This is a genomic window from Sphingomonas sp. HMP9, assembly GCF_013374115.1.
GTDB lineage: Bacteria > Pseudomonadota > Alphaproteobacteria > Sphingomonadales > Sphingomonadaceae > Sphingomonas.
Map to the genome: position 1 here is coordinate 3,764,129 of NZ_AP022673.1, position 24,083 is coordinate 3,788,211.

Annotated in this window: 34 protein-coding genes; 29 read left to right on the plus strand and 5 right to left on the minus strand. The window is 64.9% G+C overall.

Annotation, left to right across the window (positions count from 1 at the left end; translation table 11 throughout):
- Positions 1-81: 81 nt before the first annotated feature.
- On the plus strand, positions 82-417 hold the full coding sequence (locus HMP09_RS17055; RefSeq protein WP_176501328.1) for a hypothetical protein: 336 nt from the start codon (positions 82-84) through the stop codon (positions 415-417).
- Between the two features lie 96 nt (positions 418-513).
- Here the strand turns inward: HMP09_RS17055 and HMP09_RS17060 are convergent, their stop codons facing one another.
- Complete coding sequence (locus HMP09_RS17060) at positions 514-831, minus strand: endonuclease domain-containing protein (protein ID WP_232090902.1); 318 nt, start codon at positions 829-831, stop codon at positions 514-516.
- A 354-nt stretch (positions 832-1,185) separates the two neighbouring features.
- On the opposite strand from HMP09_RS17060, the gene rpsJ reads away from it, so the two are divergent.
- The 26 genes from rpsJ to HMP09_RS17190 all read left to right on the plus strand — a co-directional run bounded on the left by rpsJ (position 1,186) and on the right by HMP09_RS17190 (position 18,117).
- On the plus strand, positions 1,186-1,494 hold the full coding sequence (gene rpsJ / locus HMP09_RS17065) for a 30S ribosomal protein S10 (protein WP_007406109.1): 309 nt from the start codon (positions 1,186-1,188) through the stop codon (positions 1,492-1,494).
- 288 nt (positions 1,495-1,782) lie between these two features.
- Positions 1,783-2,529, plus strand: a complete 747-nt coding sequence (gene rplC, locus HMP09_RS17070; protein ID WP_176501330.1) for a 50S ribosomal protein L3 — start codon at positions 1,783-1,785, stop codon at positions 2,527-2,529.
- Between the two features lie 2 nt (positions 2,530-2,531).
- Positions 2,532-3,158, plus strand: coding sequence for a 50S ribosomal protein L4 (rplD, locus tag HMP09_RS17075; RefSeq protein ID WP_056411256.1), 627 nt, complete (start codon positions 2,532-2,534; stop codon positions 3,156-3,158).
- On the plus strand, positions 3,151-3,465 hold the full coding sequence (locus HMP09_RS17080) for a 50S ribosomal protein L23 (protein ID WP_056047618.1): 315 nt from the start codon (positions 3,151-3,153) through the stop codon (positions 3,463-3,465). Before rplD ends, HMP09_RS17080 begins: the two co-directional genes overlap by 8 nt.
- A gap of 4 nt (positions 3,466-3,469) precedes the next feature.
- Positions 3,470-4,309, plus strand: a complete 840-nt coding sequence (gene rplB / locus HMP09_RS17085; protein ID WP_055872649.1) for a 50S ribosomal protein L2 — start codon at positions 3,470-3,472, stop codon at positions 4,307-4,309.
- A gap of 1 nt (position 4,310) precedes the next feature.
- On the plus strand, positions 4,311-4,586 hold the full coding sequence (gene rpsS / locus HMP09_RS17090; protein ID WP_031393761.1) for a 30S ribosomal protein S19: 276 nt from the start codon (positions 4,311-4,313) through the stop codon (positions 4,584-4,586).
- The gene (rplV, locus tag HMP09_RS17095) at positions 4,586-4,963 is read left to right on the plus strand and encodes a 50S ribosomal protein L22 (protein WP_037529220.1); all 378 of its coding nucleotides are present in this window, start codon (positions 4,586-4,588) and stop codon (positions 4,961-4,963) included. The genes rpsS and rplV overlap by 1 nt, the downstream gene beginning before the upstream one ends.
- Entirely contained in the window at positions 4,963-5,670 is a 708-nt protein-coding gene (gene rpsC / locus HMP09_RS17100) for a 30S ribosomal protein S3 (protein ID WP_055872646.1), read from the plus strand. The genes rplV and rpsC overlap by 1 nt, the downstream gene beginning before the upstream one ends.
- A gap of 15 nt (positions 5,671-5,685) precedes the next feature.
- Positions 5,686-6,120, plus strand: a complete 435-nt coding sequence (gene rplP / locus HMP09_RS17105) for a 50S ribosomal protein L16 (protein WP_031393758.1) — start codon at positions 5,686-5,688, stop codon at positions 6,118-6,120.
- A gap of 4 nt (positions 6,121-6,124) precedes the next feature.
- Positions 6,125-6,331 (plus strand): 50S ribosomal protein L29, encoded by a 207-nt coding sequence (gene rpmC / locus HMP09_RS17110; protein ID WP_176501331.1) that lies wholly within the window; start codon positions 6,125-6,127, stop codon positions 6,329-6,331.
- Positions 6,332-6,341: 10 nt separating this feature from the next.
- Positions 6,342-6,614 (plus strand): 30S ribosomal protein S17, encoded by a 273-nt coding sequence (gene rpsQ, locus HMP09_RS17115; RefSeq protein WP_176501332.1) that lies wholly within the window; start codon positions 6,342-6,344, stop codon positions 6,612-6,614.
- A 231-nt stretch (positions 6,615-6,845) separates the two neighbouring features.
- Positions 6,846-7,214, plus strand: a complete 369-nt coding sequence (gene rplN, locus HMP09_RS17120) for a 50S ribosomal protein L14 (RefSeq protein WP_031393755.1) — start codon at positions 6,846-6,848, stop codon at positions 7,212-7,214.
- Entirely contained in the window at positions 7,214-7,531 is a 318-nt protein-coding gene (rplX, locus tag HMP09_RS17125; protein WP_176501333.1) for a 50S ribosomal protein L24, read from the plus strand. The genes rplN and rplX overlap by 1 nt, the downstream gene beginning before the upstream one ends.
- 52 nt (positions 7,532-7,583) lie before the next feature.
- On the plus strand, positions 7,584-8,147 hold the full coding sequence (gene rplE / locus HMP09_RS17130) for a 50S ribosomal protein L5 (protein WP_082445098.1): 564 nt from the start codon (positions 7,584-7,586) through the stop codon (positions 8,145-8,147).
- Positions 8,148-8,346: 199 nt separating this feature from the next.
- On the plus strand, positions 8,347-8,652 hold the full coding sequence (gene rpsN / locus HMP09_RS17135; protein WP_056015537.1) for a 30S ribosomal protein S14: 306 nt from the start codon (positions 8,347-8,349) through the stop codon (positions 8,650-8,652).
- A 10-nt stretch (positions 8,653-8,662) separates the two neighbouring features.
- Positions 8,663-9,058, plus strand: a complete 396-nt coding sequence (gene rpsH / locus HMP09_RS17140; RefSeq protein WP_031393751.1) for a 30S ribosomal protein S8 — start codon at positions 8,663-8,665, stop codon at positions 9,056-9,058.
- Positions 9,058-9,591 carry a 50S ribosomal protein L6 gene (gene rplF / locus HMP09_RS17145; protein WP_176501334.1) on the plus strand — a complete coding sequence of 178 codons (534 nt, stop codon included), beginning with the start codon at positions 9,058-9,060 and terminating at the stop codon, positions 9,589-9,591. Before rpsH ends, rplF begins: the two co-directional genes overlap by 1 nt.
- The gene (gene rplR / locus HMP09_RS17150) at positions 9,591-9,947 is read left to right on the plus strand and encodes a 50S ribosomal protein L18 (protein ID WP_131585872.1); all 357 of its coding nucleotides are present in this window, start codon (positions 9,591-9,593) and stop codon (positions 9,945-9,947) included. Before rplF ends, rplR begins: the two co-directional genes overlap by 1 nt.
- Positions 9,948-9,950: 3 nt before the next feature.
- Complete coding sequence (gene rpsE, locus HMP09_RS17155) at positions 9,951-10,742, plus strand: 30S ribosomal protein S5 (RefSeq protein ID WP_232090448.1); 792 nt, start codon at positions 9,951-9,953, stop codon at positions 10,740-10,742.
- A gap of 6 nt (positions 10,743-10,748) precedes the next feature.
- On the plus strand, positions 10,749-10,925 hold the full coding sequence (rpmD, locus tag HMP09_RS17160) for a 50S ribosomal protein L30 (protein ID WP_031393747.1): 177 nt from the start codon (positions 10,749-10,751) through the stop codon (positions 10,923-10,925).
- Between the two features lie 119 nt (positions 10,926-11,044).
- Positions 11,045-11,587 carry a 50S ribosomal protein L15 gene (rplO, locus tag HMP09_RS17165; protein ID WP_176501335.1) on the plus strand — a complete coding sequence of 181 codons (543 nt, stop codon included), beginning with the start codon at positions 11,045-11,047 and terminating at the stop codon, positions 11,585-11,587.
- 377 nt (positions 11,588-11,964) lie between these two features.
- The gene (gene secY, locus HMP09_RS17170; protein ID WP_055872627.1) at positions 11,965-13,329 is read left to right on the plus strand and encodes a preprotein translocase subunit SecY; all 1,365 of its coding nucleotides are present in this window, start codon (positions 11,965-11,967) and stop codon (positions 13,327-13,329) included.
- A 52-nt stretch (positions 13,330-13,381) separates the two neighbouring features.
- Entirely contained in the window at positions 13,382-14,038 is a 657-nt protein-coding gene (locus HMP09_RS17175; RefSeq protein WP_176501336.1) for an adenylate kinase, read from the plus strand.
- 598 nt (positions 14,039-14,636) lie between these two features.
- Positions 14,637-15,329, plus strand: a complete 693-nt coding sequence (locus tag HMP09_RS17180; RefSeq protein ID WP_176501337.1) for a winged helix-turn-helix domain-containing protein — start codon at positions 14,637-14,639, stop codon at positions 15,327-15,329.
- 6 nt (positions 15,330-15,335) lie between these two features.
- Positions 15,336-16,826, plus strand: coding sequence for a sensor histidine kinase (locus HMP09_RS17185; RefSeq protein ID WP_232090449.1), 1,491 nt, complete (start codon positions 15,336-15,338; stop codon positions 16,824-16,826).
- 31 nt (positions 16,827-16,857) lie between these two features.
- Positions 16,858-18,117 carry an MFS transporter gene (locus HMP09_RS17190; protein ID WP_176501338.1) on the plus strand — a complete coding sequence of 420 codons (1,260 nt, stop codon included), beginning with the start codon at positions 16,858-16,860 and terminating at the stop codon, positions 18,115-18,117.
- A 34-nt stretch (positions 18,118-18,151) separates the two neighbouring features.
- Here HMP09_RS17190 and rsmD read toward each other — a convergent pair whose 3' ends face one another.
- Both rsmD and HMP09_RS17200 read right to left on the minus strand, forming a co-directional pair.
- Positions 18,152-18,688 carry a 16S rRNA (guanine(966)-N(2))-methyltransferase RsmD gene (rsmD, locus tag HMP09_RS17195; RefSeq protein ID WP_176501339.1) on the minus strand — a complete coding sequence of 179 codons (537 nt, stop codon included), beginning with the start codon at positions 18,686-18,688 and terminating at the stop codon, positions 18,152-18,154.
- Positions 18,688-20,202: a pseudouridine synthase gene (locus tag HMP09_RS17200; protein ID WP_176501340.1), complete on the minus strand. Its 1,515-nt coding sequence runs from the start codon at positions 20,200-20,202 to the stop codon at positions 18,688-18,690. Before HMP09_RS17200 ends, rsmD begins: the two co-directional genes overlap by 1 nt.
- Positions 20,203-20,322: 120 nt before the next feature.
- On the opposite strand from HMP09_RS17200, the gene HMP09_RS17205 reads away from it, so the two are divergent.
- Positions 20,323-20,754: a response regulator gene (locus HMP09_RS17205; RefSeq protein WP_176501341.1), complete on the plus strand. Its 432-nt coding sequence runs from the start codon at positions 20,323-20,325 to the stop codon at positions 20,752-20,754.
- Positions 20,755-20,821: 67 nt separating this feature from the next.
- The gene (locus tag HMP09_RS17210; RefSeq protein ID WP_176501342.1) at positions 20,822-22,177 is read left to right on the plus strand and encodes an AmpG family muropeptide MFS transporter; all 1,356 of its coding nucleotides are present in this window, start codon (positions 20,822-20,824) and stop codon (positions 22,175-22,177) included.
- On the opposite strand, the gene HMP09_RS17215 is transcribed toward HMP09_RS17210, so the two are convergent.
- Together HMP09_RS17215 and HMP09_RS17220 are read right to left on the minus strand one after the other, a co-directional pair.
- The gene (locus tag HMP09_RS17215; RefSeq protein ID WP_176501343.1) at positions 22,167-22,631 is read right to left on the minus strand and encodes a DUF6628 family protein; all 465 of its coding nucleotides are present in this window, start codon (positions 22,629-22,631) and stop codon (positions 22,167-22,169) included. The two genes, HMP09_RS17210 and HMP09_RS17215, sit on opposite strands and share 11 nt — an antisense overlap.
- Before the next feature lie 68 nt (positions 22,632-22,699).
- Positions 22,700-24,019, minus strand: coding sequence for a bifunctional folylpolyglutamate synthase/dihydrofolate synthase (locus tag HMP09_RS17220; protein ID WP_176501344.1), 1,320 nt, complete (start codon positions 24,017-24,019; stop codon positions 22,700-22,702).
- Positions 24,020-24,083: the final 64 nt, after the last annotated feature.

The following is a 24,083-nucleotide window of genomic DNA, read 5'->3' on the forward strand; positions in this document are numbered from 1 at the left end:
GCTAAGCGGATCGGTCTTCTTGATCGGCGTGGTCCGCTTACGCCCATTTGCAGACATCCAATACGATCGGCAGAGCACCCCATGAGAAACATTTTGATTGTTGATGGCGCAATGAACGCGACCTTCAGCGTCTTCCAAGCCACGGATACGGAGTTCGCAATGCTCTTTCCGAACGGGGAGGAGATCGACGTAATCGAGGATGTCATCAAGCGCGTCGGAAACGCCATTGCCGACCAGATTTTCAGCCAAATATGGGAACGGCCTATTCTGAAAAGCGAGGCACACGGCATCCATGCCACCCTCATCTATAATGACCCGTCCCGGCGTGACCATTTGCCATCTTCACGGCGGGAGATAGATTGGGACGAGAGTTCGATCAACGAGGCACAGCGGCGCTTGTTTCGATCACGTCGATAACGTCCGCTTTCCACCCATACCCGGCCATTCGACTTCTGACCCAATCCTCCCCCGCTAGGGGGAGGTGGCGCCGTAGGCGTAGGAGGGGGAGGGCGATTAGCTCTGTATGGTGGCTCGCCGTTCGACTGCGACGGATGTGATCTGGCGGACGACGTCGTCGAGATTGGCTAGCATTTCGCGGGCTGAGTAGTGGAGGACGTGGATGTTTTGGGCGATTAGCCAGGCGTCGCGCGTTGCGTCTCGTTCGGGACGGTCGCCGTGGTTGTGGGCTTCGCCATCGACTTCAATCGCGAGTCGGGCTGGGGCGCAGTAGAAGTCGAGGACGTAGGGGCCTGCGGCGTGTTGCTTTCGGAAGCGGAGGCCTTCTCCGTTACCGCGTAGTGCTAGCCAGAGGGCTATCTCAGGCGGGGTCATCTGTTTTCGCAGATGCTTGGCGTTGCTGCGCCCGGGTAGGGATCCTTCGAGCCGCACCGCTTGCCTCCCCCTCCGTCGCCTTGGGCGACACCTCCCCCTGGCGGGGGAGGATCAAGTAGCGCCGCGATCTTAGCGGCAGAGCGTCGACATCTACAATCCTCCCCCGCAAGGGGGAGGTGGCGCCGAAGGTGACGGAGGGGGAGGCCAGGGCGCCCTTCGATAGTGCCTTCGCCCGGAAAACCCTCAACCCCCGGTTGCATTTCACCCGACTCTCCCGTAATGGCCCGCCTTCGGTTTAAACATCAACCAGCAAGAGCCCGGAAACGGGCCCGCTCTTTCGCATCGGTAGGGACTATGGACAGCAATATCCGCATTCGTCTGAAGGCGTTCGATCACCGTGTGCTCGATCAGGCCACTGGCGACATCGCCGACACCGCACGCCGCACCGGCGCGCTCATCCGCGGTCCGATTCCCCTCCCGACGCGCATCGAAAAGTTCACCGTGAACCGCGGCCCGCACATCGACAAGAAGTCGCGCGAGCAGTTCGAGGTGCGCACGTACAAGCGTATGCTGGATATCGTCCAGCCGACGCCGCAGACGGTCGATGCGCTGATGAAGCTCGACCTCGCCGCAGGGGTGGACGTAGAGATCAAGTTGGCCTAAGGGCTGGCGCGGCGCGGTCGACCAGCAATGGTCCCGCGCCGCTCTACATTGGGATACCGCCGCTGGTGAAAACCAGCGGGGCAGCGTCCCCCGTCACGCTCCTGCACCAGCAGGAGCACCAGCCCGGGACGGGGGCACGTTTCGTATATACCGGGTTGAACCGACTCCATTCAGGGCATTTGCCGGGGATGGGGTCAGGTGGATGCATCATGGAGCTCGCTCCGGACATGGTCCGCAAGCCCCCGAGGAATAGTCCGACGGGGCCTCTGTCTAGGAAGGGACAAGATCATGCGTACTGGCGTGATCGCGAAGAAAATGGGGATGACCCGCCTGTTCCAGGAAGATGGTCGGCACGTGCCGGTCACCGTTCTGGCACTCGAAGGCAATCAGGTCGTTTCCGTTCGCGAAATGGATCGTGACGGCTACACTGCCGTCCAGCTTGGTGCAGGTGTCGCCAAGTCGAAGAATGTTGCAAAGCCGCAGCGCGGCCATTTCGGCAAGGCCGAAGTGGAGCCCAAGGCTGTCGTCCATGAGTTCCGTGTGAATGCTGACGGCCTGCTCGACGTTGGTGCCGAGATTTCGGCAGACCACTACGTCGCAGGTCAGATCGTCGATATCCAGGGCAAGACCCAGGGTAAGGGCTTCCAGGGCGGTATGAAGCGTTGGGGCTTCGGCGGTCTGCGGGCAACCCACGGCGTGTCGGTCTCGCACCGTTCGCTCGGTTCGACCGGTCAGCGCCAGGATCCGGGCAAGGTCTTCAAGAACAAGAAGATGGCCGGCCACATGGGCGACAAGTATCGCACCCAGCAGAACCTCGAGATCGTATCGACGGACGTCGAGCGTGGTCTCCTGTTCGTCAAGGGTTCGGTTCCTGGCTCCAAGGGTGGCTGGCTCTTCGTCAAGGACTCGGTGAAGGTCGCGCGCCACGCCGACGCACCGTTCCCCGCCGGTCTCAAGGCCACCAACAGCAACACTGCAGCAGACACGCCGGCCGAAACGACCGACGCACCTGCAGCCGACGGCCAGGAGGGCTGAGCGTGAAGATCAAGGTTTCATCTTTCGCCGGTACCGACGCTGCGGACATCGAGCTCAACGACGAGGTCTTCGGCCTCGATCCGCGCGCCGACATCCTGCACCGTGTCGTCACCTGGCAGCTCGAGAAGCGTCGTGAGACGGCTCGCGGCACCCGTGAGCGCGCAGACGTTGCCCGCACCGGCAAGAAGTTCGGTCGCCAGAAGGGCGGCGGTACGGCTCGTCACGGCGATCGTCGCGCACCTGTGTTCATCGGTGGTGGTAAGGCTCACGGCGCCCGCGTCCGTGACTTCAACCCGTCGTTGAACAAGAAGGTTCGCTCGCTCGGTCTGCGCATGGCGCTCAGCAGCCACGCCAAGGCGGGTTCGCTGGTCATCATGGACAGCCTAGCTGTCGAGGGTGGCAAGACCAAGACGCTGCTCGGCGATCTCGCAAAGCTCGGCTTCGGCAAGCGTGCGCTCGTCATCGACGGCGACATGGTCGACACCAGCTTCGCATTCGCTGCGGGCAACCTGTACGAAGTGAACGTGATGCCGGCAGCCGGCGCCAACGTTTACGACATCCTGAAGCATGACACGCTGGTGCTGACGCGCGCCGCTGTCGAAAAGCTGGAGGCGCGCTTCCATGGCTAAGAAGCAGAAGGCGGGCATCGATAATCGTCATTACGACGTTATCCTGGCCCCGCACATCACCGAGAAGACGACGACTCTGTCGGAGTTCAACGCGGTTGTGTTCAAGGTGTCCAACGACGCCACGAAGCCCGAGATCAAGGCGGCCGTCGAGGCGCTGTTCGACGTGAACGTCGTCGGCGTGAACACGCTCGTCCAGAAGGGCAAGACCAAGAAGTGGAAGGGCACGAACTACTCGCGCTCGGACATGAAAAAGGCAATCGTGACGTTGAAGGACGGTCAGTCCATCGACGTGACGACGGGGATCTGAGGCCATGGCACTCAAGCATTATAATCCAACATCGCCGGCACGCCGCGGTCTCATCCTGGTCGACAAGTCGTCGCTCTGGAAGGGTCGCCCCGTCAAGGCGCTGACCGAAGGCAAGCACAAGACCGGCGGTCGTAACAACAAGGGCCATGTGACCTCGCGCGGCATCGCCGGCGGTCACAAGCAGAAGTACCGCTACATCGACTTCAAGCGTCGCAAGTGGGACGTCGAAGGCACCGTCGAGCGGATCGAGTATGATCCCAACCGCACCGCGTTCATTGCCCTGGTCAAGTACCCGGACGAGGAACTCGCCTACATCCTGGCGCCGCAGCGTCTGGCCGTCGGCGACAAGGTTCTCGCGGCCAAGAAGACCGACGTGAAGCCAGGCAATGCCATGGAACTCGGTCAGATGCCGGTCGGCACCATCGTCCACAACGTGGAGATGAAGCCGATGAAGGGTGGCCAGATCGCCCGTTCGGCCGGCACGTACGTGCAGGTCGTCGGTCGCGACAAGGGCATGGTGATGGTCCGCCTGAACTCGGGCGAGCAGCGCTACATCCGCAGCGATTGCATGGCGACGGTTGGCGCGGTCTCGAACCCCGACAACCAGAACCAGAACCTGGGCAAGGCAGGTCGTTCGCGCTGGATGGGTATCCGTCCGCTGACCCGCGGCGTCGCCAAGAACCCGGTCGACCATCCGCACGGCGGTGGTGAAGGCCGTACCTCGGGTGGCCGTCATCCGGTTACGCCTTGGGGCAAGCCGACGAAGGGTGCGCGCACGCGTCATAACAAGTCGACCGACAAGATGATCATCCGGTCGCGTCATTCGACGAAGAGGAAGGGCTAACATGGCTCGTTCAGTCTGGAAGGGCCCCTTCGTGGACCTTCATCTGCTCAAGAAGGCAGAAACCGCCCAGGACACCAACGCGCGTTCGCCGATCAAGACTTGGTCGCGTCGCTCGACGATCCTGCCGTCGTTCGTGGGCCTCACGTTCAACGTGTATAACGGCCGCAAGTTCGTGCCGGTCTCGGTCAACGAGGACATGGTCGGGATGAAGCTGGGCGAGTTCGCGCCTACGCGCTACTTCCCCGGCCACTCCGCCGACAAGAAGGGCAAGCGCTGATGTCTAAGCAAGTCAGCCCGCGCAAGGTCGCGGACAACGAGGCGCTTTCGGTCGGTACGCAGATTCGCGGTTCGGCACAGAAGCTCGGCCTCGTCGCTGCGCTCATCCGTGGCAAGAAGGTCGGCGATGCGATGAACATCCTCGCCTTCTCGACCAAGGGCATGGCGATCGAAGCCCGCAAGGTGCTGGCCTCGGCCATCGCCAATGCGGAGAACAACCACAACCTCGACGTCGACTCGCTGGTCGTCGCCGAGGCATCGGTTGGCAAGTCGATCACGATGAAGCGTTTCGCTACTCGCGGCCGCGGCAAGTCGACCCGCATCCTCAAGCCATTCAGCCGTCTGCGCATCGTCGTGCGCGAGCAGGAAGAAGCATAATGGGTCAGAAGAGCAACCCCATCGGTCTGCGTCTGCAGATCAACCGTACCTGGGATAGCCGCTGGTACGCCGAAGGCGCCGACTATGGTCGGCTCCTGCTCGAGGATCTCAAGATCCGCGCATTCATCATGAAGACGCTGCCGCAGGCCGCGATCTCCAAGGTGGTCATCGAGCGTCCGGCCAAGCTGGCCCGCATCTCCATCTTCGCTGCACGCCCCGGCGTGATCATCGGCAAGAAGGGTGCGGACATCGAGAAGCTGCGTTCGACGATCGGCAAGATGACGTCGTCGACCGTGTCGCTGAACATCGTCGAGATCCGCAAGCCGGAAGTCGATGCGCGTCTCGTCGCGCAGGGCATCGCCGATCAGCTCGAGCGTCGTATCGCTTTCCGTCGCGCTATGAAGCGTGCGGTTCAGTCGGCGATGCGTCTCGGTGCCGAAGGCATCCGGGTGAACTGCGGTGGCCGTCTTGGCGGCGCCGAGATCGCACGGTCGGAGAGCTATCGTGAGGGTCGGGTTCCGTTGCACACTCTGCGCGCGAACATCGATTATGCCGAGGCTACGGCGCACACGTCCTACGGCGTTTGCGGCGTGAAGGTCTGGGTCTTCAAGGGCGAGATTCTCGGCAACGATCCGACGTCGTACGACCGCATCATGATGGAGGCTCAAACCTCCGGCGTGCGGCCGCAGCGCGACGATCGTCGCTAAGGGGCAGGAACAGACATGCTGCAACCAAAAAAGACCAAGTTCCGGAAGGCCTTCAAGGGCAAGATTTCGGGCGACGCCAAGAGTGGCTTCTCGCTCAATTTCGGCTCCTACGGCCTCAAGGCGATGGAACCCGACCGGATCACCGCACGTCAGATCGAGGCGGCCCGCCGCGCGATCACGCGTCACATGAAGCGCCAGGGGCGTTTGTGGATCCGCATTTTCCCAGACCTTCCGGTCTCGGGAAAGCCAGCCGAAGTCCGCATGGGCAAGGGCAAGGGCGCGCCGGAATATTGGGCCGCTCGCGTCAAGCCGGGTCGGATCCTGTTCGAGCTCGACGGCGTCGACGGCAAGATTGCCGCTGAGGCATTCGAGCGGGCGGCCATGAAGCTGCCGATCAAGGTCAAGGTCGTTGCCCGTCTGGGCGACACCTCACATCTGGGAGGCGAGTAAGATCATGGCTCGTATCGATGACATGAAGTCCAAGAGCGCCGACCAGCTGTCGGAGTCGCTCGGCGAACTGAAGCGCGAGCAGTTCAACCTGCGCTTCCAGGCCGCCACGAACCAGCTCGAAAAGCCGAGCCGCGTTCGTGAGGTCCGCCGCGACATCGCTCGCATCAAGACCCTGCAGGCTCAGCGCACCAGCGCTGACGCCGCGAAGTAAGGAACGTATCATGCCGAAGCGCGTGCTGACCGGTCTGGTCGTGTCCGACAAGGGCAACAAGACGGTGGTCGTGAACGTCGAGCGTAAGGTGAAGCACCCGCTCTACGGGAAGATCATCCGTCGCTCGAAGAAGTATCATGCCCATGACGAGGGCAATGAGTTCAAGCAGGGCGAGACGGTTCGGATCGAAGAGACCGCACCGATCTCCAAGCTGAAGACCTGGAAGGTGATCGAGCGGGTCAATACCCACGCGACGCCGGAACGGGCTTCGGCCGAGGGCTGAACGGGGTTCTCGTCATCCTGACGAAAGTCAGGATCCAGAGCCAGGGGCGTAATACGCCATAACTCCGGATCCCAACTTTCGCGGGGATGACGGTTTGCAGTGGAACCTTGTGTTCTATCGAGAGAGCGGCTAAGCGGCCGCTCCTCCCCGTTGCGGTTTTGCCGCGGCGGGGTGATTTTTTAGGCGGGGTTCGGTCGGTATCGACCCCAAAGAGAGAAGGGATACGGATCCATGATCCAGATGCAGTCCAATCTCGACGTCGCTGACAACAGCGGCGCGAAGCGGGTGCAGTGCATCAAGGTGCTTGGGGGTTCCAAGCGTCGTGTTGCAGGCGTTGGCGACATCATCGTCGTCAGCATCAAGGAAGCGCAGCCACGTGGCCGTGTGAAGAAGGGCGACGTTCACCGCGCGGTGATCGTGCGTACCGCCAAGGATATCCGCCGTGCAGACGGTACGGTCATCCGCTTCGACGGCAATGCCGCGGTGCTGGTCAACAAGAACGAGGAGCCGATCGGCACCCGTATCTTCGGTCCAGTCGTTCGCGAGCTGCGCGGCAAGAAGCACATGAAGATCATCAGCCTCGCGCCGGAGGTGCTGTAATGGCTACCCAGCGTATCAAGAAGGGTGACAAGGTCATCATCCTGTCCGGCAAGGACAAGGGCAAGACCGGTGAAGTTACCGTTTCCATGCCAAAGACCGACAAGGTCGTCGTTTCGGGCGTGAACATCGCCGTGCGCCATACCAAGCCGACTCAGGGTGACCCGCAGGGTGGCCTGATCCGCAAGGAAGCACCGATGCACGTCTCGAAGGTCGCGCACGTGACCGCCGACGGCAAGCCGACCCGCGTCCGTTTCGAGACGCAGGATGGCAAGAAGGTCCGCGTGGCCGTCAAGACCGGGGATAAGATCAATGGTTGATCAGAACACTGGCGCTGATAACGCTGGCACCGAGGCCGTCTACGTTGCGCGTATGCGCAAGCTGTACGACGAGACGATCATCAAGGCGATGGTCGAGAAGTTCGGCTACAAGAACGTCATGGAGATCCCGCGGCTCGACAAGATCGTGCTGAACATGGGCGTCGGCGAAGCTACGCAGGACAAGAAGAAGGTCGACCAGGCTGCTTCCGAAATGGAGTTGATCGCCGGCCAGAAGCCTGTCGTGACGAAGGCCAAGAAGTCGATTGCGCAGTTCAAGCTGCGTGAAGGCATGCCGATCGGCGTGAAGGTCACCCTTCGCCGCGAACGGATGTACGAGTTTCTCGACCGTTTCATCACGATCGCTCTTCCCCGCGTCCGCGATTTTCGTGGCCTCAACCCGAAGAGCTTCGATGGCCGTGGCAACTATGCCTGCGGTATCAAGGAGCAGATCGTGTTCCCAGAAATCAGCTATGACCGGGTCGACAAGGTCCGCGGCATGGATGTGATCGTGACGACGACCGCAAAGACCGACGACGAGGCTCGCGAGCTTCTGCGTCTGTTCGGTTTCCCGTTCCCGATCGAAGACGACGCTGCCGACGAGAAGAAGGCAGCGTAAAAGAACTCCCTCTCCCCTGCTGGGTCCCATGAAAGTAATACTTTCATGGGTGCCCGCTCGGGGAGAGGGTTGGGGTGAGGGGGAGTGAGTCTCCCTCATCCCGCCCAAAAACTGGAGGCGTGGTCCTGCTGGGCTGCCCCTCACCCCGACCCTCTCCCCGGAGGGGCGAGGGGGCAGAAGAAAGAAAGAACTTAAGTCGATGGCGAAACTGAGTTCAGTCAACAAGAACGAGCGCCGCAAGCGCATGGTCAAGCAGTATGCCCCGAAGTACGCGGCACTGAAGGCAATCGCAGCGGACAAGACGCTCGACGATGGTGAGCGTTTGATCGCTCGCCTCAAGATGGCGGCACTGCCGCGCAACGCGAACCCGACCCGCATCCGTAACCGGTGCGAGCTAACCGGTCGCCCGCGCGCTTATTACCGCAAGTTCCGGCTCTGCCGTATTCAGCTGCGCGATCTGGCCAACAAGGGCCTGATCCCCGGCGTCACGAAGTCGAGCTGGTAAGGACTAAATCATGGCAGTGACCGATCCCCTGGGTGATTTGCTCACCCGTATCCGCAATGGCCAGCGCGCGAAGAAGGACTCTGTCCTGACGCCGGCGTCGAAGCTGCGCGTCCGCGTGCTCGACGTTCTGCAGCGTGAAGGCTATATCCGTGGCTATAGCGAAGAGCAGATGGGCCCCGCGGCCGGCCTTCGCATCGAGCTGAAGTATTTCGAGGGCCAGCCTGCGATCAAGCATGTCGCACGCGTCTCGAAGCCCGGCCGTCGCGTCTATTCCGGCTCGCAGGAACTCCCGCGCGTCCGTAACGGCCTCGGCATCACCATCGTCTCGACGCCCCGCGGCGTGCTTTCGGATTCCGAAGCACGTGAGCAGAACGTCGGCGGCGAAGTCCTCGCGGAGGTGTTCTGATGAGCCGCATTGGTAAGAAGCCAATCACGGTACCCGCCGGCATCACGCCGTCGATCGCCAACAAGCAGCTGACCGTGAAGGGCCCCAAGGGCACGCTCACGATGCCGCTGCGCGACGAGATCAGCTACACGCTCGAAGACGGCGGCATTTCGGTGCAGCCGGCCAACGACACCAAGCGCGCTCGCGCGTTCTGGGGCATGCAGCGGACCATGGTGCAGAACCTGGTCACCGGCGTGTCGGAGGGCTTCACCAAGAAGCTGCTGATCACCGGCGTCGGCTATCGTGCCGCAGCCCAGGGTCGCAACCTCAAGCTGCAGCTCGGCTACAGCCATGACGTCAACATCGACGTGCCGGAGGGGATCGAAGTCAAGACCCCCGACAACACGACGATCGAGATCTCGGGTTCGGACAAGCAGATGGTCGGCCAGCTGGCCGCGGAGATTCGTCAGTGGCGCAAGCCCGAGCCTTACAAGGGCAAGGGCATCAAGTACGACGGCGAGTTCATCTTCCGCAAGGAAGGGAAGAAGAAGTAATGACCAAGGGACTTTCTCTTTTCGCCAAGCGGCGTCGCCGCAACCGTACCGCGTTGCGTGCGCGCGCTGGCAGCCGTCCGCGGTTGTCGGTGCATCGCTCGGGCAAGCACATCTATGCTCAGGTGATCGACGATGCCGCAGGCACGACGGTCGCTTCGGCCTCGACGCTGGAGAAGGACGTGCGCGGCACGTCCGGCGCCAACATCGACGCGGCGACTTCGGTCGGCAAGCGCGTCGCCGAGGCTGCCAAGGCGGCGGGCGTGACTCAGGTCGTGTTCGATCGCGGCGGCTTCCTCTACCACGGTCGCGTGAAGGCTCTTGCCGATGCCGCGCGCGAAGCCGGATTGGAGTTCTAAGACATGGCTGACGAAAACAACACGCCAGCGGTAATCGCACCCGAGACGACCGCACAGGACGTCACGGCTCAGGCTGTGCCGCAGAGCACGGGCTATCAGGGCAACAACGGCGGTGGCCGTGGTCGTCCTGGTGGCGGCGGCGGTGGCGGTCGTGGTGGCCCCGGTGGCGGTCGCAGCGGTGGCCCGGGCGGCAACCGCGGTGGTCGTGACGGCGGTCGCGGTGGTCGTGACAATCGTGGCGGTCGTCCGGGTTCGGACGATGGCGGCGAAGAGCTGATCGAGAAGCTGGTGCACATCAACCGCGTCTCGAAGACGGTCAAGGGCGGTAAGCGCTTCGGCTTTGCAGCACTCGTCGTCGTCGGCGATGGCAAGGGTCGTGCAGGCTTCGGACATGGCAAGGCACGCGAAGTGCCGGAAGCCATCTCGAAGGCGACGGCTGCTGCCAAGAAGAAGATGGTTCGCGTTCCGCTCAAGGACGGTCGCACGCTGCATCATGACGGCAACGGTCACTTCGGTGCCGGCAAGGTCACGCTGCGGTCGGCGCCTCAGGGTACGGGCATCATCGCCGGTGGCCCGATGCGCGCCGTCTTCGAATCGCTGGGCGTTGCGGACGTTGTGACCAAGTCGGTCGGCACGTCGAACCCCTACAACATGATCCGCGCAACGTTCGAAGCCCTTGGTGAGCAGACCTCGCCCAAGGCCGTCGCACAGCGTCGCGGCAAGAAGATCGCCGACCTGCTCGGCCATGGTGGTTCGAAGACCGCCGAGGCCGATGCAGCTGCGATCACGGAGTAAGCGATCATGGCTACCATCAAGATCACGCAGACCGGTTCGCCGATCCGCCGCGAGAAGGATCAGCGCGCAACGCTGGTCGGTCTCGGCCTGAACAAGATGCACAAGACCCGCGAGCTGGAAGACAGCCCAGAGGTCCGCGGCATGATCCGCAAGGTGCAGCACATGGTATCCGTCGAGGGCTGAGCCTTCACGCTACCTAGTGACAAATACCGGGAAGGGGGCTAACGGCCCCCTTCCTTATTTCCGGATTCGGACCCGGCGATTTCAAACCAGCGCGTAACAAGCGAAAGCGAGTGCATACCATGAAGCTCAACGAACTCCGCGATAACGAAGGTGCCCGTAAGTCCAAGATGCGCGTCGGACGCGGCATCGGCTCGGGCAAGGGCAAGACCGGCGGCCGCGGCCAGAAGGGCCAGAAGAGCCGCGAGGGCGTGTCCATCGCCGGCTTCGAAGGCGGCCAGATGCCGCTCCACATGCGTCTGCCGAAGCGCGGCTTCAACAACATCTTCCGCAAGGACTTCGCAGAGGTCAACCTCGGCGCGATCCAGCTCGCGGTCGATGCCGGCAAGATCGAGGCGAACGCCACGCTCGACCACGACGCAATGAAGGCCGCTGGCCTGGCGCGCGGCGGCAAGGACGGCGTCCGCCTCCTCGCCAAGGGCGAGCTGACCACGGTCCTCTCGTTCACCGTCGACGGCGCGTCGAAGGGCGCGATCGAAGCGGTCGAGAAGATCGGCGGCAAGGTCGAGGTGATCCACTTCGTCCCCGCCGCCGAGAAGGCTGCCGCCAAGAAGGGCGTGAAGTACAAGGAGCGTGCGGCGCACAAGGCGTCGTTCAAGGCCTGACCTTGATGGGGGAGGCGGCGCCGAGTGCGCCTCCTCCCTTTTCTCTTTCGTGTTGCCTCGGGCTCAGCGCGAAGTCCGTTCCTCACTTTTTCCGTTCGTGCCGAGTAGAGGTCGAGCGCAGTCGAGACCTCGTATCGAGGTACAAGACCCAAGCGGGCCAGTCCTTCGATACGCCATCTCGACAAGCTCGACGGCTACTCGGGACGAACGGCACGGGGTGAGGACAACGACGCGGCGGTGGAATTGAAACGATCGGGTGATCCTATACCCGTCCATAACCGCCTTAGGCATTAGACAAGCGCGCTCCTGCGCCTATATGAGCGGCGGGGGCGGTCACAACGCATCCCGCCTTCTTTGTTTCCAGGACGATCACACGCATGGCATCCGCAGCCGACCAGATGGCGCAAAGCATCAGCCTTTCGAAATTCGCGAAGGCGACCGACCTCAAGAAGCGGTTGTGGTTCACGATCGGCGCGCTGATCATTTTCCGCCTGCTCAGCTACGTGCCGCTGCCGGGTGTCGACCCGACCGCGCTCGGCCTGCTCTCGCAGCAGACGCAGGGCGGCGTGCTCGATTTCTTCAACACCTTTTCGGGTGGTTCGCTCAGCCGCATGTCGCTGATCGCGCTCGGCGTGATGCCCTACATCACCGCCTCGATCGTGGTGCAGCTCGCGACCTCGCTGTCGCCGACGCTCGCCGCCATCAAGAAGGACGGAGAATCGGGCCGCAAGCGCCTCAACCAGTACACGCGCTACGGCACCGTCGGCCTGACCGCGGTGCAGGGCTATTTCATCGCCGTCGGCCTTGAAACGCTCGGCGCCGCACAGGGGATCCAGGCGGTCATCGAGCCCGGCATGATGTTCCGCGTCGCGGCCGTCATCTCGCTGATCGGCGGCACGATGTTCCTGATGTGGCTCGGCGAGCAGATCACCAGCCGCGGTATCGGCAACGGTGTCTCGCTGATCATCATGGCCGGCATCGTCGCGCATCTGCCCGTCACGCTCGTCAACCTGCTCGAAGGCGGCCGCTCTGGCTCGCTCGACCCGATCAAGCTGATCGGCATCGTCGTCGCGGTGGTCGTGCTGATCCTCTTCATCTGCTTCATGGAGCGCGCGCAGCGCCGCATCCTGATCCAGTATCCCAAGCGCCAGACGCAGCGCGGCATGCAGGCCGATCGCAGCCATCTGCCGCTGAAGATCAACACGGCCGGCGTCATCCCGCCGATCTTCGCGTCGTCGCTGTTGCTCATGCCGCTGACGATCTCGCAGTTCGCCGGCCAGCGCGTCGCGGGCGAATCGAAGTGGGGCGATTTCATCATCACCCTCAACCAGTATCTGCAGCACGGCAGCCCCGTGTACATGCTGCTCTACGGCGCCGGCATCATCTTCTTCTCGTTCTTCTACACCGCGGTCGTCTTCAACCCCGAGGAAACCGCCGACAATCTGAAGCGCAACGGCGGGTTCATCCCCGGCATCCGCCCGGGCAAGAACACCGAGAACTACTTCGATTACGTGCTGACTCGCATCACCGTGATCGGTGCGGCGTATCTGACGATCATCTGCCTGTTGCCCGAATATCTGGTGACTGCGCTGCAGATCCCGTTCTACCTCGGCGGCACCAGCCTGCTGATCGTCGTCAACGTGACGATGGACACGGTGACGCAGATTCAGTCGCATCTGCTGGCCCACCAGTATGGCGACCTGATCAAGAAGGCGAAGCTCAAGGGCAATCGACTTCGTTAAGTTGCGGGGCTAACCCGGTTTAATTCCTGCACGAACGAGGGGAGTGCGTTTCGTGAATATCATCCTTCTTGGACCGCCTGGCGCGGGCAAGGGCACCCAGGCCGCCACGCTCGTCAGCGAGCGCGGCATGGTGCAACTTTCGACCGGCGACATGCTGCGTGCAGCGGTCGCCGCCGGGACGCCGGTCGGCCTCCAGGCAAAGTCGGTGATGGAATCGGGTGGTCTCGTTTCGGACGAGATCGTGTCGGGCATCATCGGCGAGCGCCTCGACCAGCCGGACACGGCGAACGGCGTGATTTTCGACGGCTATCCGCGGACTGCGGCGCAGGCCGAGGCGCTCGACGGACTCCTCGCCGATCGCGGTCGCACGCTCGACTACGTGATCGAACTCGGCGTCGACGAAGCCGCGCTGATCGACCGCGTGGTCGGCCGCTACACCTGCGCGAAGTGCGGCACGGGCTATCACGATCGTTACAAGAAGCCGGTCGTGGCAGGGGTCTGCGACGTCTGCGGCTCGACCGAGTTCAAGCGCCGCCCCGACGACAATGCGGAAACCGTCCACAACCGCATGGCAGAGTATCGCGCGAAGACGGCACCGATCCTGCCGATCTACGACGCACGAGGCCTGGTCCACCGCGTCGACGGCATGGCGGATATCGCGCATGTCGGCTCGGCAATCGCTGCGATCCTCGACAAGAAGCAAGCGTAGGTAAGCGTCCGAAAGCGTGTTCTCCCGCGAAGGCGGGAGCCCAGCCTGGGCTCCCGCCTTCGCGGGAGAACAAGGCCCCAGACGCGACGATCTAGCCCTGTTTTCTTACCGTTCGGATTAGGGGGGCTCCGTGATCCCGTCCCCCCCCCCCTTTCGTCATCCCGGCGAACGCCGGGACCGATGGATACGGCGGACCAGGCGATAGCGCGCAACCACCACCCAACCCGCTACCATGGGTCCCGGCGTTCGCCGGGATGACGGGGGCGGGGGGTAAAGGGGAGTGGGGCGGAACGACGATAGCGTCGCTTCAATGTATCGTTCGCTCATCACCGGTCGTCCCTCGATGCATCTACGCGCGAGCACGACCGAAACAACATCAACATGACGAAATTGTCACCGCTCGGTCATCGCTCCGACCCCCGGCCGATCCTATAACAACCCCGTAGCCAGCAACGGCGACGCGAGTTTCCAGAGATCGGTGCCCGTCACTCCCGGGGGTACCGTGGGGGCCGGCGGGAAGGGTTCTTTCCGCCGGCCTTTCCGTTTATAAGGGTCGGAGATAGTGACCGAATTCGGTGGCAGGGAAGGTGATACCGCGTTGAGCCGCAAGATCCTGATCGTTGAGGACGACGCCTCGACGTCCGCCTATCTTGCCAAGGGGCTGGCGGAAGCCGGCCATGCCGTCGAGGCCTGTGCCGACGGTCGCGACGGCCTGTTCCTGGCCAGCGAGGGCATTTTCGACCTCATCATCGCGGATCGCATGCTGCCCGGCCTGGATGGCTTGTCGATGGTCAGCGCGATTCGGGCGGCCGGCATCGCAACCCCCGTCCTGATCCTGTCCGCGCTCGCCGCGGTCGACGACCGCGTCGATGGCCTCAAGGCAGGCGCAGACGATTATCTCTGCAAGCCCTTTTCGTTCGCCGAACTGTCCGCGCGTATCGAGGCCTTGGTGCGCCGCTCCGATCGCTCCGCGACCGAACCGCAAAAGACGAAGCTTTCCGTCGGCGACCTCGAGATCGATCTGCTCGCCCGCGCCGTCTCGCGCGCCGGCCGCTCGATCCCGCTTGGCGCGCGCGAATTCAACCTGCTCGAATTCCTCGCGCGCCATGCCGGCCAGGTGGTGACGCGCACGATGATGCTCGAGAAGATCTGGAACTACCATTTCGATCCGGGCTCGAACGTGGTCGACGTCCACATCGGTCGCCTTCGTCGCAAGCTCGAGGACGGCTTCCCCACGCCGATCCTGCACACGGTGCGCGGGGCAGGATACCGGCTCGCCGTCGAAGGCTGATTCTTGGTGGGGATCCGCCTTTCGGTCACCGCGCGGATCGCACTGCTGTCGATCGCGCTTGCGCTGGTGTCCAACCTCGCGCTGGTCGGCTTCGTCTGGAAGACCACCAGCGCCGACGCGATCGATGCGATCCGTCGTGAGACGACCGAGCAATCGGAAAGCTTGCGCGCGGTGTGGCGCAGCGGGGGGCTTCCTGCGGTCCGTCAGGCGATCGACAGTGCGGTCGTGCCGGGCGACGTGTCGCTCGTCCTCGCGGTCGTCGATCCAAAGGGCCGGGCCGTGGTCGGCATCGCCCCCGAACGCCTCGCCGTCCCGCTTCGCGTCACCCAGTTCCGGATTGCGCGATTGGGCGCCGACGAACTCTGGTCCGCGCGGGAGACGGGATATGCACTTCACCCGCTGGGCAGCTACTGGCTCCTGACTGGCCGCAACCTGGACCTGATCGCGGCGGAAGAACGGGCGATCGAACGCGCGCTCGCGGTCGCCGTATTCCTGTCGCTCGCGCTTGGCGTGGTGGGCGGACTGGTCCTTACCCGCTACGTCAGTCGCCGGCTCGACGGCATCGCCAAGGCGATCGAGGCCGCCGGAGAGGGCGATCTCTCCCGTCGTGTCGACATGATCGCAGGCGGCGGCGATGCGTTCGACCGTCTCGCCGCGCGACTGAACGTCATGCTCGGCAAGCTCGAAGGCGTGATGGCCGAACTGCGGATCGTCACCGACAGCCTCGCGCACGATCTGCGCTCGCCGCTCGCCCGCCTGCGCACCAAGACCGAGCAGGCGGTGCTGATCGCCGATCCTGACGCGCGTGAGGCCGCACTTGGCGGGCTGCTGGTCGAGACCGACCTCGTCATGCGGATGCTGACGATGGTGATCGAGATCAGCCGCTCGGGCTCGGTCTCGCGCGATCGCTTCATCGAGGTATCGCCCGCGGACCTTCTGGAAGAGATCGGCGAACTCTACGCGCCCGTCGCGGAGGACGCCGGGCTCGTCTTCATGATCGCGATCGACGACCGCCCGCCGCCGATGAAGCTTCACCGCGAACTGATCAGCCAGGCGATCACCAATCTGATCGACAACGCACTTCGCCACGGCGCGGGTGGTGGCGAGGTCACGCTGCGGATCGTCCACCGCACCGACGGCGTCGCGATCCAGGTCGAGGACCGCGGCCCCGGCATCGCCGCTGCGGACCGCGCGCAGGCGCTCAAGCGCTTCGGTCGCCTCGACAGCGCGCGCTCCACGCCCGGCGCCGGCCTCGGCATGGCGCTGATCGAAGCGGTCGCGCGCCTGCACGACGGTCATTTCGAACTGGCCGACAACGCCCCCGGCCTAGTCGCCCGCATCGTCCTCCCCTCTGATCCTCCCCCGCAAGGGGGAGGTGGCGCGAAGCGACGGAGGGGGAGGACACGGAACGCCAGTCATCGCTTACCGCCCCCTCCGTCTTGCAAGAGCCAGCCACCTCCCCCTGGCGGGGGAGGATCCTGCGCGGCAATCGGTTGACCGGAACCGCCTCCGCGGCGATGCCGTGACCATGACGACGCTAGCCTCCAACCGCCGCATCCTCGCCGCCAGCCTGGTCGGCACCGCGGTCGAGTTCTACGACTTCTACATCTACGCGACCGCCGCGGCGCTCGTCTTCGGGCCGCTGTTCTTCGCCGGACAGTCCGACTCGGCTCAGCTGCTGCTCAGCTATGCGACGTTTGGGCTTGCCTTCGTCGCGCGACCAGTCGGCGCGGTCGTGTTCGGGCATTTCGGCGACCGTGTCGGGCGCAAGTCGACGCTCGTCGCATCGCTATTGCTCATGGGCGGATCGACCGTGGGGATAGCGTTCCTGCCGACCTACGCACAAGTCGGCTGGCTCGCGCCCGCGCTCCTGTGCCTGATGCGGCTGGGGCAGGGGCTCGGGTTAGGCGGCGAATGGGGCGGGGCGGCGTTGCTCGCGGTCGAGAATGCGCCGGCGCACCGCAAGAACACCTGGGGCATGTTCCCCCCGCTCGGCGCGCCGGTGGGCTTCCTTGCGGCAAACGGTCTGTTTCTCGTGATCGGGATGGTGCTGGACGAGGCGCAGTTCCTGGCCTGGGGCTGGCGGATCCCGTTCCTGCTCAGCGCGGTCCTCGTCGGGCTAGGCCTATGGGTGCGTCTGAAACTCACCGAGACGCCGGCGTTCCTGGAAGCGGAAGCAACCGAAGCGCTCCCCAAGGTGCCGATCGCGACGTTGCTCACGCACCACCTCCGCGCGACGCTGGCGGGGACGTTCGGCGTCATCGCCTGCTTCGCGCTGTTCTACCTCGCGACGGCCTTCGCGCTCGGCTACGGTACGAAGACGCTCGGCTATTCGCGCGCGGCGTTCCTTTCGGTCGAACTCGTCGCGATCTGGTTCCTCGCGGGCGGGGTGATCGTCGCGAGCGTGCTGGCAGACCGCCATTCCGCGGCGCGGATGCTGGCGATCGGGTTTGCCGGCTGCATCGGTGTCGGCGCGCTGATGGGGCCGATGCTGGGCTCGGGCTCGCTGTTCACGGTGTGGCTGTGGCTGTCGGGCGCGCTGTTCGTGATGGGGTTCGCCTACGGACCGCTCGGCGGCTGGCTGCCCAGCCTGTTTCCGGCGGGGGTGCGCTACACCGGCGTGTCGATGACGTTCAATCTCGGCGGCGTGCTCGGCGGTGCGCTCGCGCCGATCGTCGCGGAGGCGCTCGCGCCGCGCGGGTTGTGGCTGGTCGGGGGCTATCTGATGGCGGCGGGCGTCTTGAGCCTTGGCGGGCTGCTGATCCTCGGCCGCACACCACACCGCTAGAAATGGTCTCCCGCCTTTGCGGGAGACCACCACATCAGATCGGACGGAGCAGAGTCAGCCGCGCCTTGCCGTGGACGCGCGTCGCGTCGACCTCGAAGCCCGCCAGCTCGACGACCTCGGCCTTTGCCGTCTCCAGGCTGATCCACGTCGCCGGCCCGACCCAACCCAGCCGCGACAGCTTGTCGAGCGCCACCAGCCCGGCCCCGGTATTATACGGCGGATCCATCAGGATCACGTCGAGCGCCACCGGTGCAGGCCCGAGCGCCATCACCGAGGTGGCGCGGACGTCGCCGCGGATCTCCAGCTTGGCGAGGTTCGCCTTCAGCGCGTCGACCGCCAGCTTGTCCGATTCGACGAACATGCACGTCGCCGCGCCGCGCGACAGCGCTTCGATGCCCAGCGCGCCCGAGCCGGCGAACAGGTCGGCGACCGCCAAGCCCTCGAAGCTCCCGACCCGGCTGGTCAGCATCGAGAACAACGTCTCGCGCATCCGGTCCGCGGTCGGGCGCGTAGCGTCACCCTTGGGCGCGACGATCGGGCGTCCGCGCCATTGGCCTGCGATGATCCGCATCAGCGTTTCCCTCCACGTGGGGTACGGGGCGGATGACCGCGCCCTCCCGATGGACCCTTGCCGGGCGCTGCAGGCCGGGTCGGCCGGACAGGCGCATCGGCGCGCGGTGGCCGCGGCTCCGCACCGGGACGTCCCGCCGCACTGCGCGCCGCACGCTTGTCGAGCGAACTCCGGCCGCGCGAGTCGTCAGCCTGCGGACGGAAGCCACGTGGCTGGTCCTGCCGCTGGCCCTGACCCTGACCCTGACCTTGGGACGCATCGGTCCGACGCGGTGTCACCACCCCGCTGGCACCGACACGCGACGGCGCGGCCCGCTCGCGCGGCGGCTTGGCGGCGCGGAAATGCTTGATCTTCGGGCTCGTGCTCAGCGCCTCGCCCCGATCGCGATCCTCGCGACGGTCCGGCCGCGCATTGCCGTCGGTCGGCTTGGCGGCATAGGCCGTGCGCGTGCCGTAGGCGGGCCGCGCATTTTGCTCGGGACGCGTCCAGGGATTGGCGACGTCGCCGCGGGTCTGCGCCGCGGTCGGGCGAATCCGCTCGGGCTTTGCCGACCGCGCGGGGCGCTCGCTGGTGAGCGTCCGGATCGGCGCCCGCGGCGAAGGGCGCACGGTGCGCTCGTCGGGTCGGGCCGCCGTCTTGGGCCGCCCACCGATCCCCGCGCCTGCGCCCGCGCTCGCGCTGATCCCGATATTGGGCCGCGCACCAAGCTCGGCAGGCTTGCCCTTGGCCAGGTCCTTCTGGAACGCGACGACGTCGTGCTGCGTCACTTCGCCGATCTGCCCCGGCATCAGGTCGCCGAGCACGAACGGACCGTAGCGCGTCCGGATCAGCCGCGAGACCTGGAGTTCGAGATGCTCGAGCACGCGGCGCACTTCGCGGTTCTTGCCCTCGGTCAGGATCATCTCGATCCAGACGTTGGCCCCCGTCCGCCGCTCGATATTGGCGTTGATCGATCCGTAGCGCACACCCTCGATCTCGATCCCCTCGATCAGGTCCTCGAGCTGCGGCTGCGTGATCGCCCCATAGGCCCGCGCGCGATAGGCACGCTCGACGCCCGACGCCGGCAGTTCGAGCTGGCGCTTGAGGCCACCATCGGTGGTCATCAGCAGCAGGCCCTCGGTGTTCATGTCGAGCCGCCCCACCGGCACGAGCCGCGGCAGGTCCTTCGGCAGCCGGTCGTAGATCGTCGGCCGTCCCGCGGGATCGCGCTCGGTGACGAGCAGCCCGGTCGGCTTGTGGTACAGGAACAGCCGGGCGGCGCTGGGCGCCTCGACCGGATCGCCGTCGACGGTGACGCCGGCAAGGTTGCGCAGGATCGTCGCAGGCGTGTCGAGGATGGTGCCGTTCAGCGCGACGCGGCCCTCGGCGATCATCCGCTCGATATCGCGGCGCGAGGCGATGCCGGCACGCGCGAGCAGCTTGGCGATCCGGTCGCCCTTGACGGGTGTGGCAGGGGTTGCAGGCGCGTCGGGCGACGGGCTGGCAGTCGGGTTATCGTCTTTTGAAGTCGTCATGGCGCGGCTGATACTATGGATCGGCCGCCAGCGCGAAAATATTTGCGACCGTTCGTGCAGCGGCGCGTTAGGACACGCAAGCGTAACGACGATGTACGCGCGTTCGGGGGCCTGTCGGCGATGTTGTTCGGGAAAAAAAAGCGGCAGATCGTCCGGCTCCTCGTGGTCGAGGACGAGCCATTGGTGGCTTTCGACACCGAATATTTCCTGACCGATGCGAATTTCACGATCGTCGCGACGATCGATCGGGTGGCCGAAGCGCTGCCGATCCTCGCGAGCGATGCGGTGATCGATCTCGTCCTGGTCGACGTCAACCTTGCGGACGGCTCGGGCATCGATGTCGCCCGTGCCGCGCACGCGCGCGGCGTGCCGGTGATGTTCGTCACGGGAAGCTGCCCGGTCGAGGCGACGACGCTCGCCGCAGGCTGCATGGCCAAGCCCTATATGCCGCGGGATCTGATCGCCGCGATCGAGGCGATCGAGGCGATGCTGGGCGGCGGCGAGCCGAAGCGTGTGCCGCAGGGGTTCACCTTGTTTCCGCGGACGGCGTGACGCCGAGCGGTATGACGCTGGGCGGCTAACGTCTTCCCTCGTTCGGACAGCGCGCTATGGTCGCCGCATGTCCACCGATACCGTCGAACGCCGCTCCGTTCTCGCAACGCTCGCACCCTACCTCCGGCCGAGGCCGATCGCCGCGTTGCTGCTCGGCATATCGAGCGGCTTTCCCCTGGCCCTGTTGCTTGGGACGATGGGCTATTGGCTGTCGAAGGTCGGCATCGACAAGAAGACGATCGGCTTCGCGATCGGCCTGACCACGCCGTACACGCTGAAGTTCCTGTGGGCGCCGTTCATCGATCGGTTCGAAATCCCTTTCCTGACCCGCTTGGTCGGACAGCGCCGCGCGTGGCTGTTCGTGGTCCAGGCGCTGTTGTTCGGATCGGTCTGGATGCTCGGGTTCAGCGCGCCGCAGGAGCATCTCGGCGTCTTCGCGTTCTGGGCGATCGTCACCGCGTTTCTCGGCGCGACGCAGGACATCGTCATCGACGCCTATCGTATCGAGATCCTGCCGGAGAACGAACTCCCGCATGGCACGGCCAACAACCAGTTCGGCTACCGCCTGGGCAATCTTGCGGCGGGCGTGGGGACGATCGCGATCGCCTCGTCCGAAGGCCTGGGGTTGGGCTGGGCGCTCGGTTACGGGCTGACCGCATTCTGCGTCATCCCCGGCGCGATCGCCGCACTGTGGGCCGGGCGCGGCCTGCATGACCGCGTCTTGGCCAAGCAACCGCACGAGACCGGCGGACGCTGGCTCGAGGACACGATCATCGGCCCGTTCCGCGAGTTCTTCCAGCGACGCGGCGCGGTACTGATCCTGCTGTTCGTGCTGATCTACAAGCTTGGCGACGCGATGGGGCAGGGGATGCTCAACCCGATGATCGTCGAACTCGGGTTCAGCGATACCGAATTCATCGCGATCAACAAGCTGGTCGGCTTCTGGGGGCTGATCGTCGGCACCGCGCTCGGCGCACCGTTCATGGCATGGCTCGGTCTCGGCCGTGCGCTGTTCGTGTCGGGCGTCCTGATGATGCTCAGCAACTTCACCTTCGTGATCCTGGCATGGCACGGCCACTCGAACACGTGGCTCACGATCGCGGTCGCGACCGAGCAGGTGACCAGCGGGATCGGTCTGACCGTGTTCGTGACCTATCTCTCGGGTCTGTCGAACCTCGCCTATACCGCGACGCAGTTCGCGCTGCTGTCGTCGTTTGCCGCCGTTGGCCGGACGTGGCTGGCGGCACCCGCCGGCTATGCTGCCACCGCGCTCGGATGGCCGGGATTTTGGATGCTGACGATGGTCGTCGCGGTGCCCGGCCTAGGGCTGCTGTGGATATTGTGGCGGCAGGGGTTCGTCGTCGAGAGCGTTCGCCGGGCGCGCGAAGACGAAACGCCGGACAGTCCCGCCGCTACATCGTGATCGGACGGCCCTCGTCGGCAAAGGCGGCAGCGACGGCGGCGGCGCTGGCGAGGACGCCGTCGATGCGACGGACGCCGAGCAGGTCGGCCATCAGGTAGCGCGCGGTTTCGGGCGCGGTCTCGACACGCGCGAGGACCGACAGCATCGCCGATTCGGCCGGCGTCATACGCGCGCAGCAGCACGGCGCGATTGCGATGGTGCCTGCCGAGGTGCCGGCGAGGTCCGCCATCAATGCCCTCAGCAAGACGAGCGGCCGACGAAAGCCTTGCCCGAACGCGGTGAACATCGTGTGCGAGGCGCGGGCGTCGGCAAGGCCATTCGCGCCCATCCGTCGCATCGCGAACAGAGCGATTCGCGCATTTTCACACAGCGGTAGCGCGTGCGGCAGCAACGAGGTCACGCTCGTGATCGTCTGCGTCGAGGCGGACGACGAATTGGGGCGGGTATCGGTCATTCTCGCGACTCCGTGGTGATGCCCACAAGGTCGCCTGTTGGTTATTGATAGTCAATAGCAATAAGAAATCAGTCGGGCGGTTGGTCGTTCGCCGCGAGCACTTCACCGGCGAGATAGAGCGAGCCGGCAATCAGCACGAGGTGCGGGGCGGCGGACTGGCGCGAGATGTTGGCCAACGCCTCGGTCGGCGAGGCGGCCGTCTCTGCGGTCCTGCCGAACGACCGTGCGATCGTCGCCAGGCTCTCTGGCGTGTGATGCGCGTGGCCTGGGACGGGAATAGCGATGACGTGGCCGACCGATGGCGAGAGGATGCGGATCACTGCCTCGGCATCCTTGTTGGCGAGCATGCCGAGCACCAACGTCACTGGGCGACCCTGCGCGAGCGTCCTGAGCGCACGCGCGACCGGTTGCGCGGCATTGGGATTATGCGCGCCGTCGAGCCACAATTCACTGCCGTCGGGCAGGCGCGCGAGAAGCGGTCCGGCGGAGAGGCGCTGCATGCGCGCAGGCCAATGCGCCCAGTCGGCGGCGGCGCGCATCGCGGCTTCGGGGATGTGCAGCACGCCCTGATGCCGCAACATCGCGATCGCCAGCGCAAGGTTGCGCGACTGGTGCGCGCCGACCAGACGCGGGCGATGGGTGACGACCGAAAAGCCGTCGTCCTCATACCGAACGCTCGAGCGTGCCGTCGCGCTGGTCCAGGCCAGACCGCGCGCGAACACCGGCGCGCCGGCGCTGTCGGCAACGGCCGCGATCTTCGCGCGGAGCGCGGCGGGATAGTCCATCGTGACGAGCGGCACGCCCCGCTTGGCGATGCCCGCCTTCTCGCCGGCGATCTCCAGCAGCGTGTCGCCGAGGAAAGACTGGTGGTCGATGCCAAGCGCGGCAATCCCGGTGACGATGGGGTTCGGGATGACGTTCGTCGCATCGAGCCTGCCGCCGAGACCGACTTCGACGATCGTCGCGGCGGCGGGTATGCGCGCGAACGCAAGGAACGCGACGGCGGTCGTGACTTCGAAGAAGCTGGCTTGCAGATCGGCCGCCTGGTCGAGCACCTCTTCCAGCAGAGCGGCAAGCAGCACGTCGTCGATCAGCGATCCGGCGAGACGGATGCGTTCGTTGAAGCGGACGAGATGCGGCGAGGAGTAGACATGGACGCTGTGCCCGGACGCTTCGATCGCCGCGCGGAGGAACGCGCAGGTCGAGCCCTTGCCGTTGGTGCCGGCGACGTGGAACACGGGCGGGAGCGACAGATGCGGGTCGCCGAGGCGGCTCAGCAGCGCGGTGATCCGCTCGAGGCCAAGGATGTCGGCGCCGGGCGACAGCGCGGTCAGCCGGTCGAGCTGCGCCTGAACCGCAGGGGACGAGGAAACGGCATGATCGGGCATTCTAGCTCCCTCTCCCCTCCGGGGAGAGGGCTGGGGGTGAGGGGCTGTTCCAGGCGCAGCACTG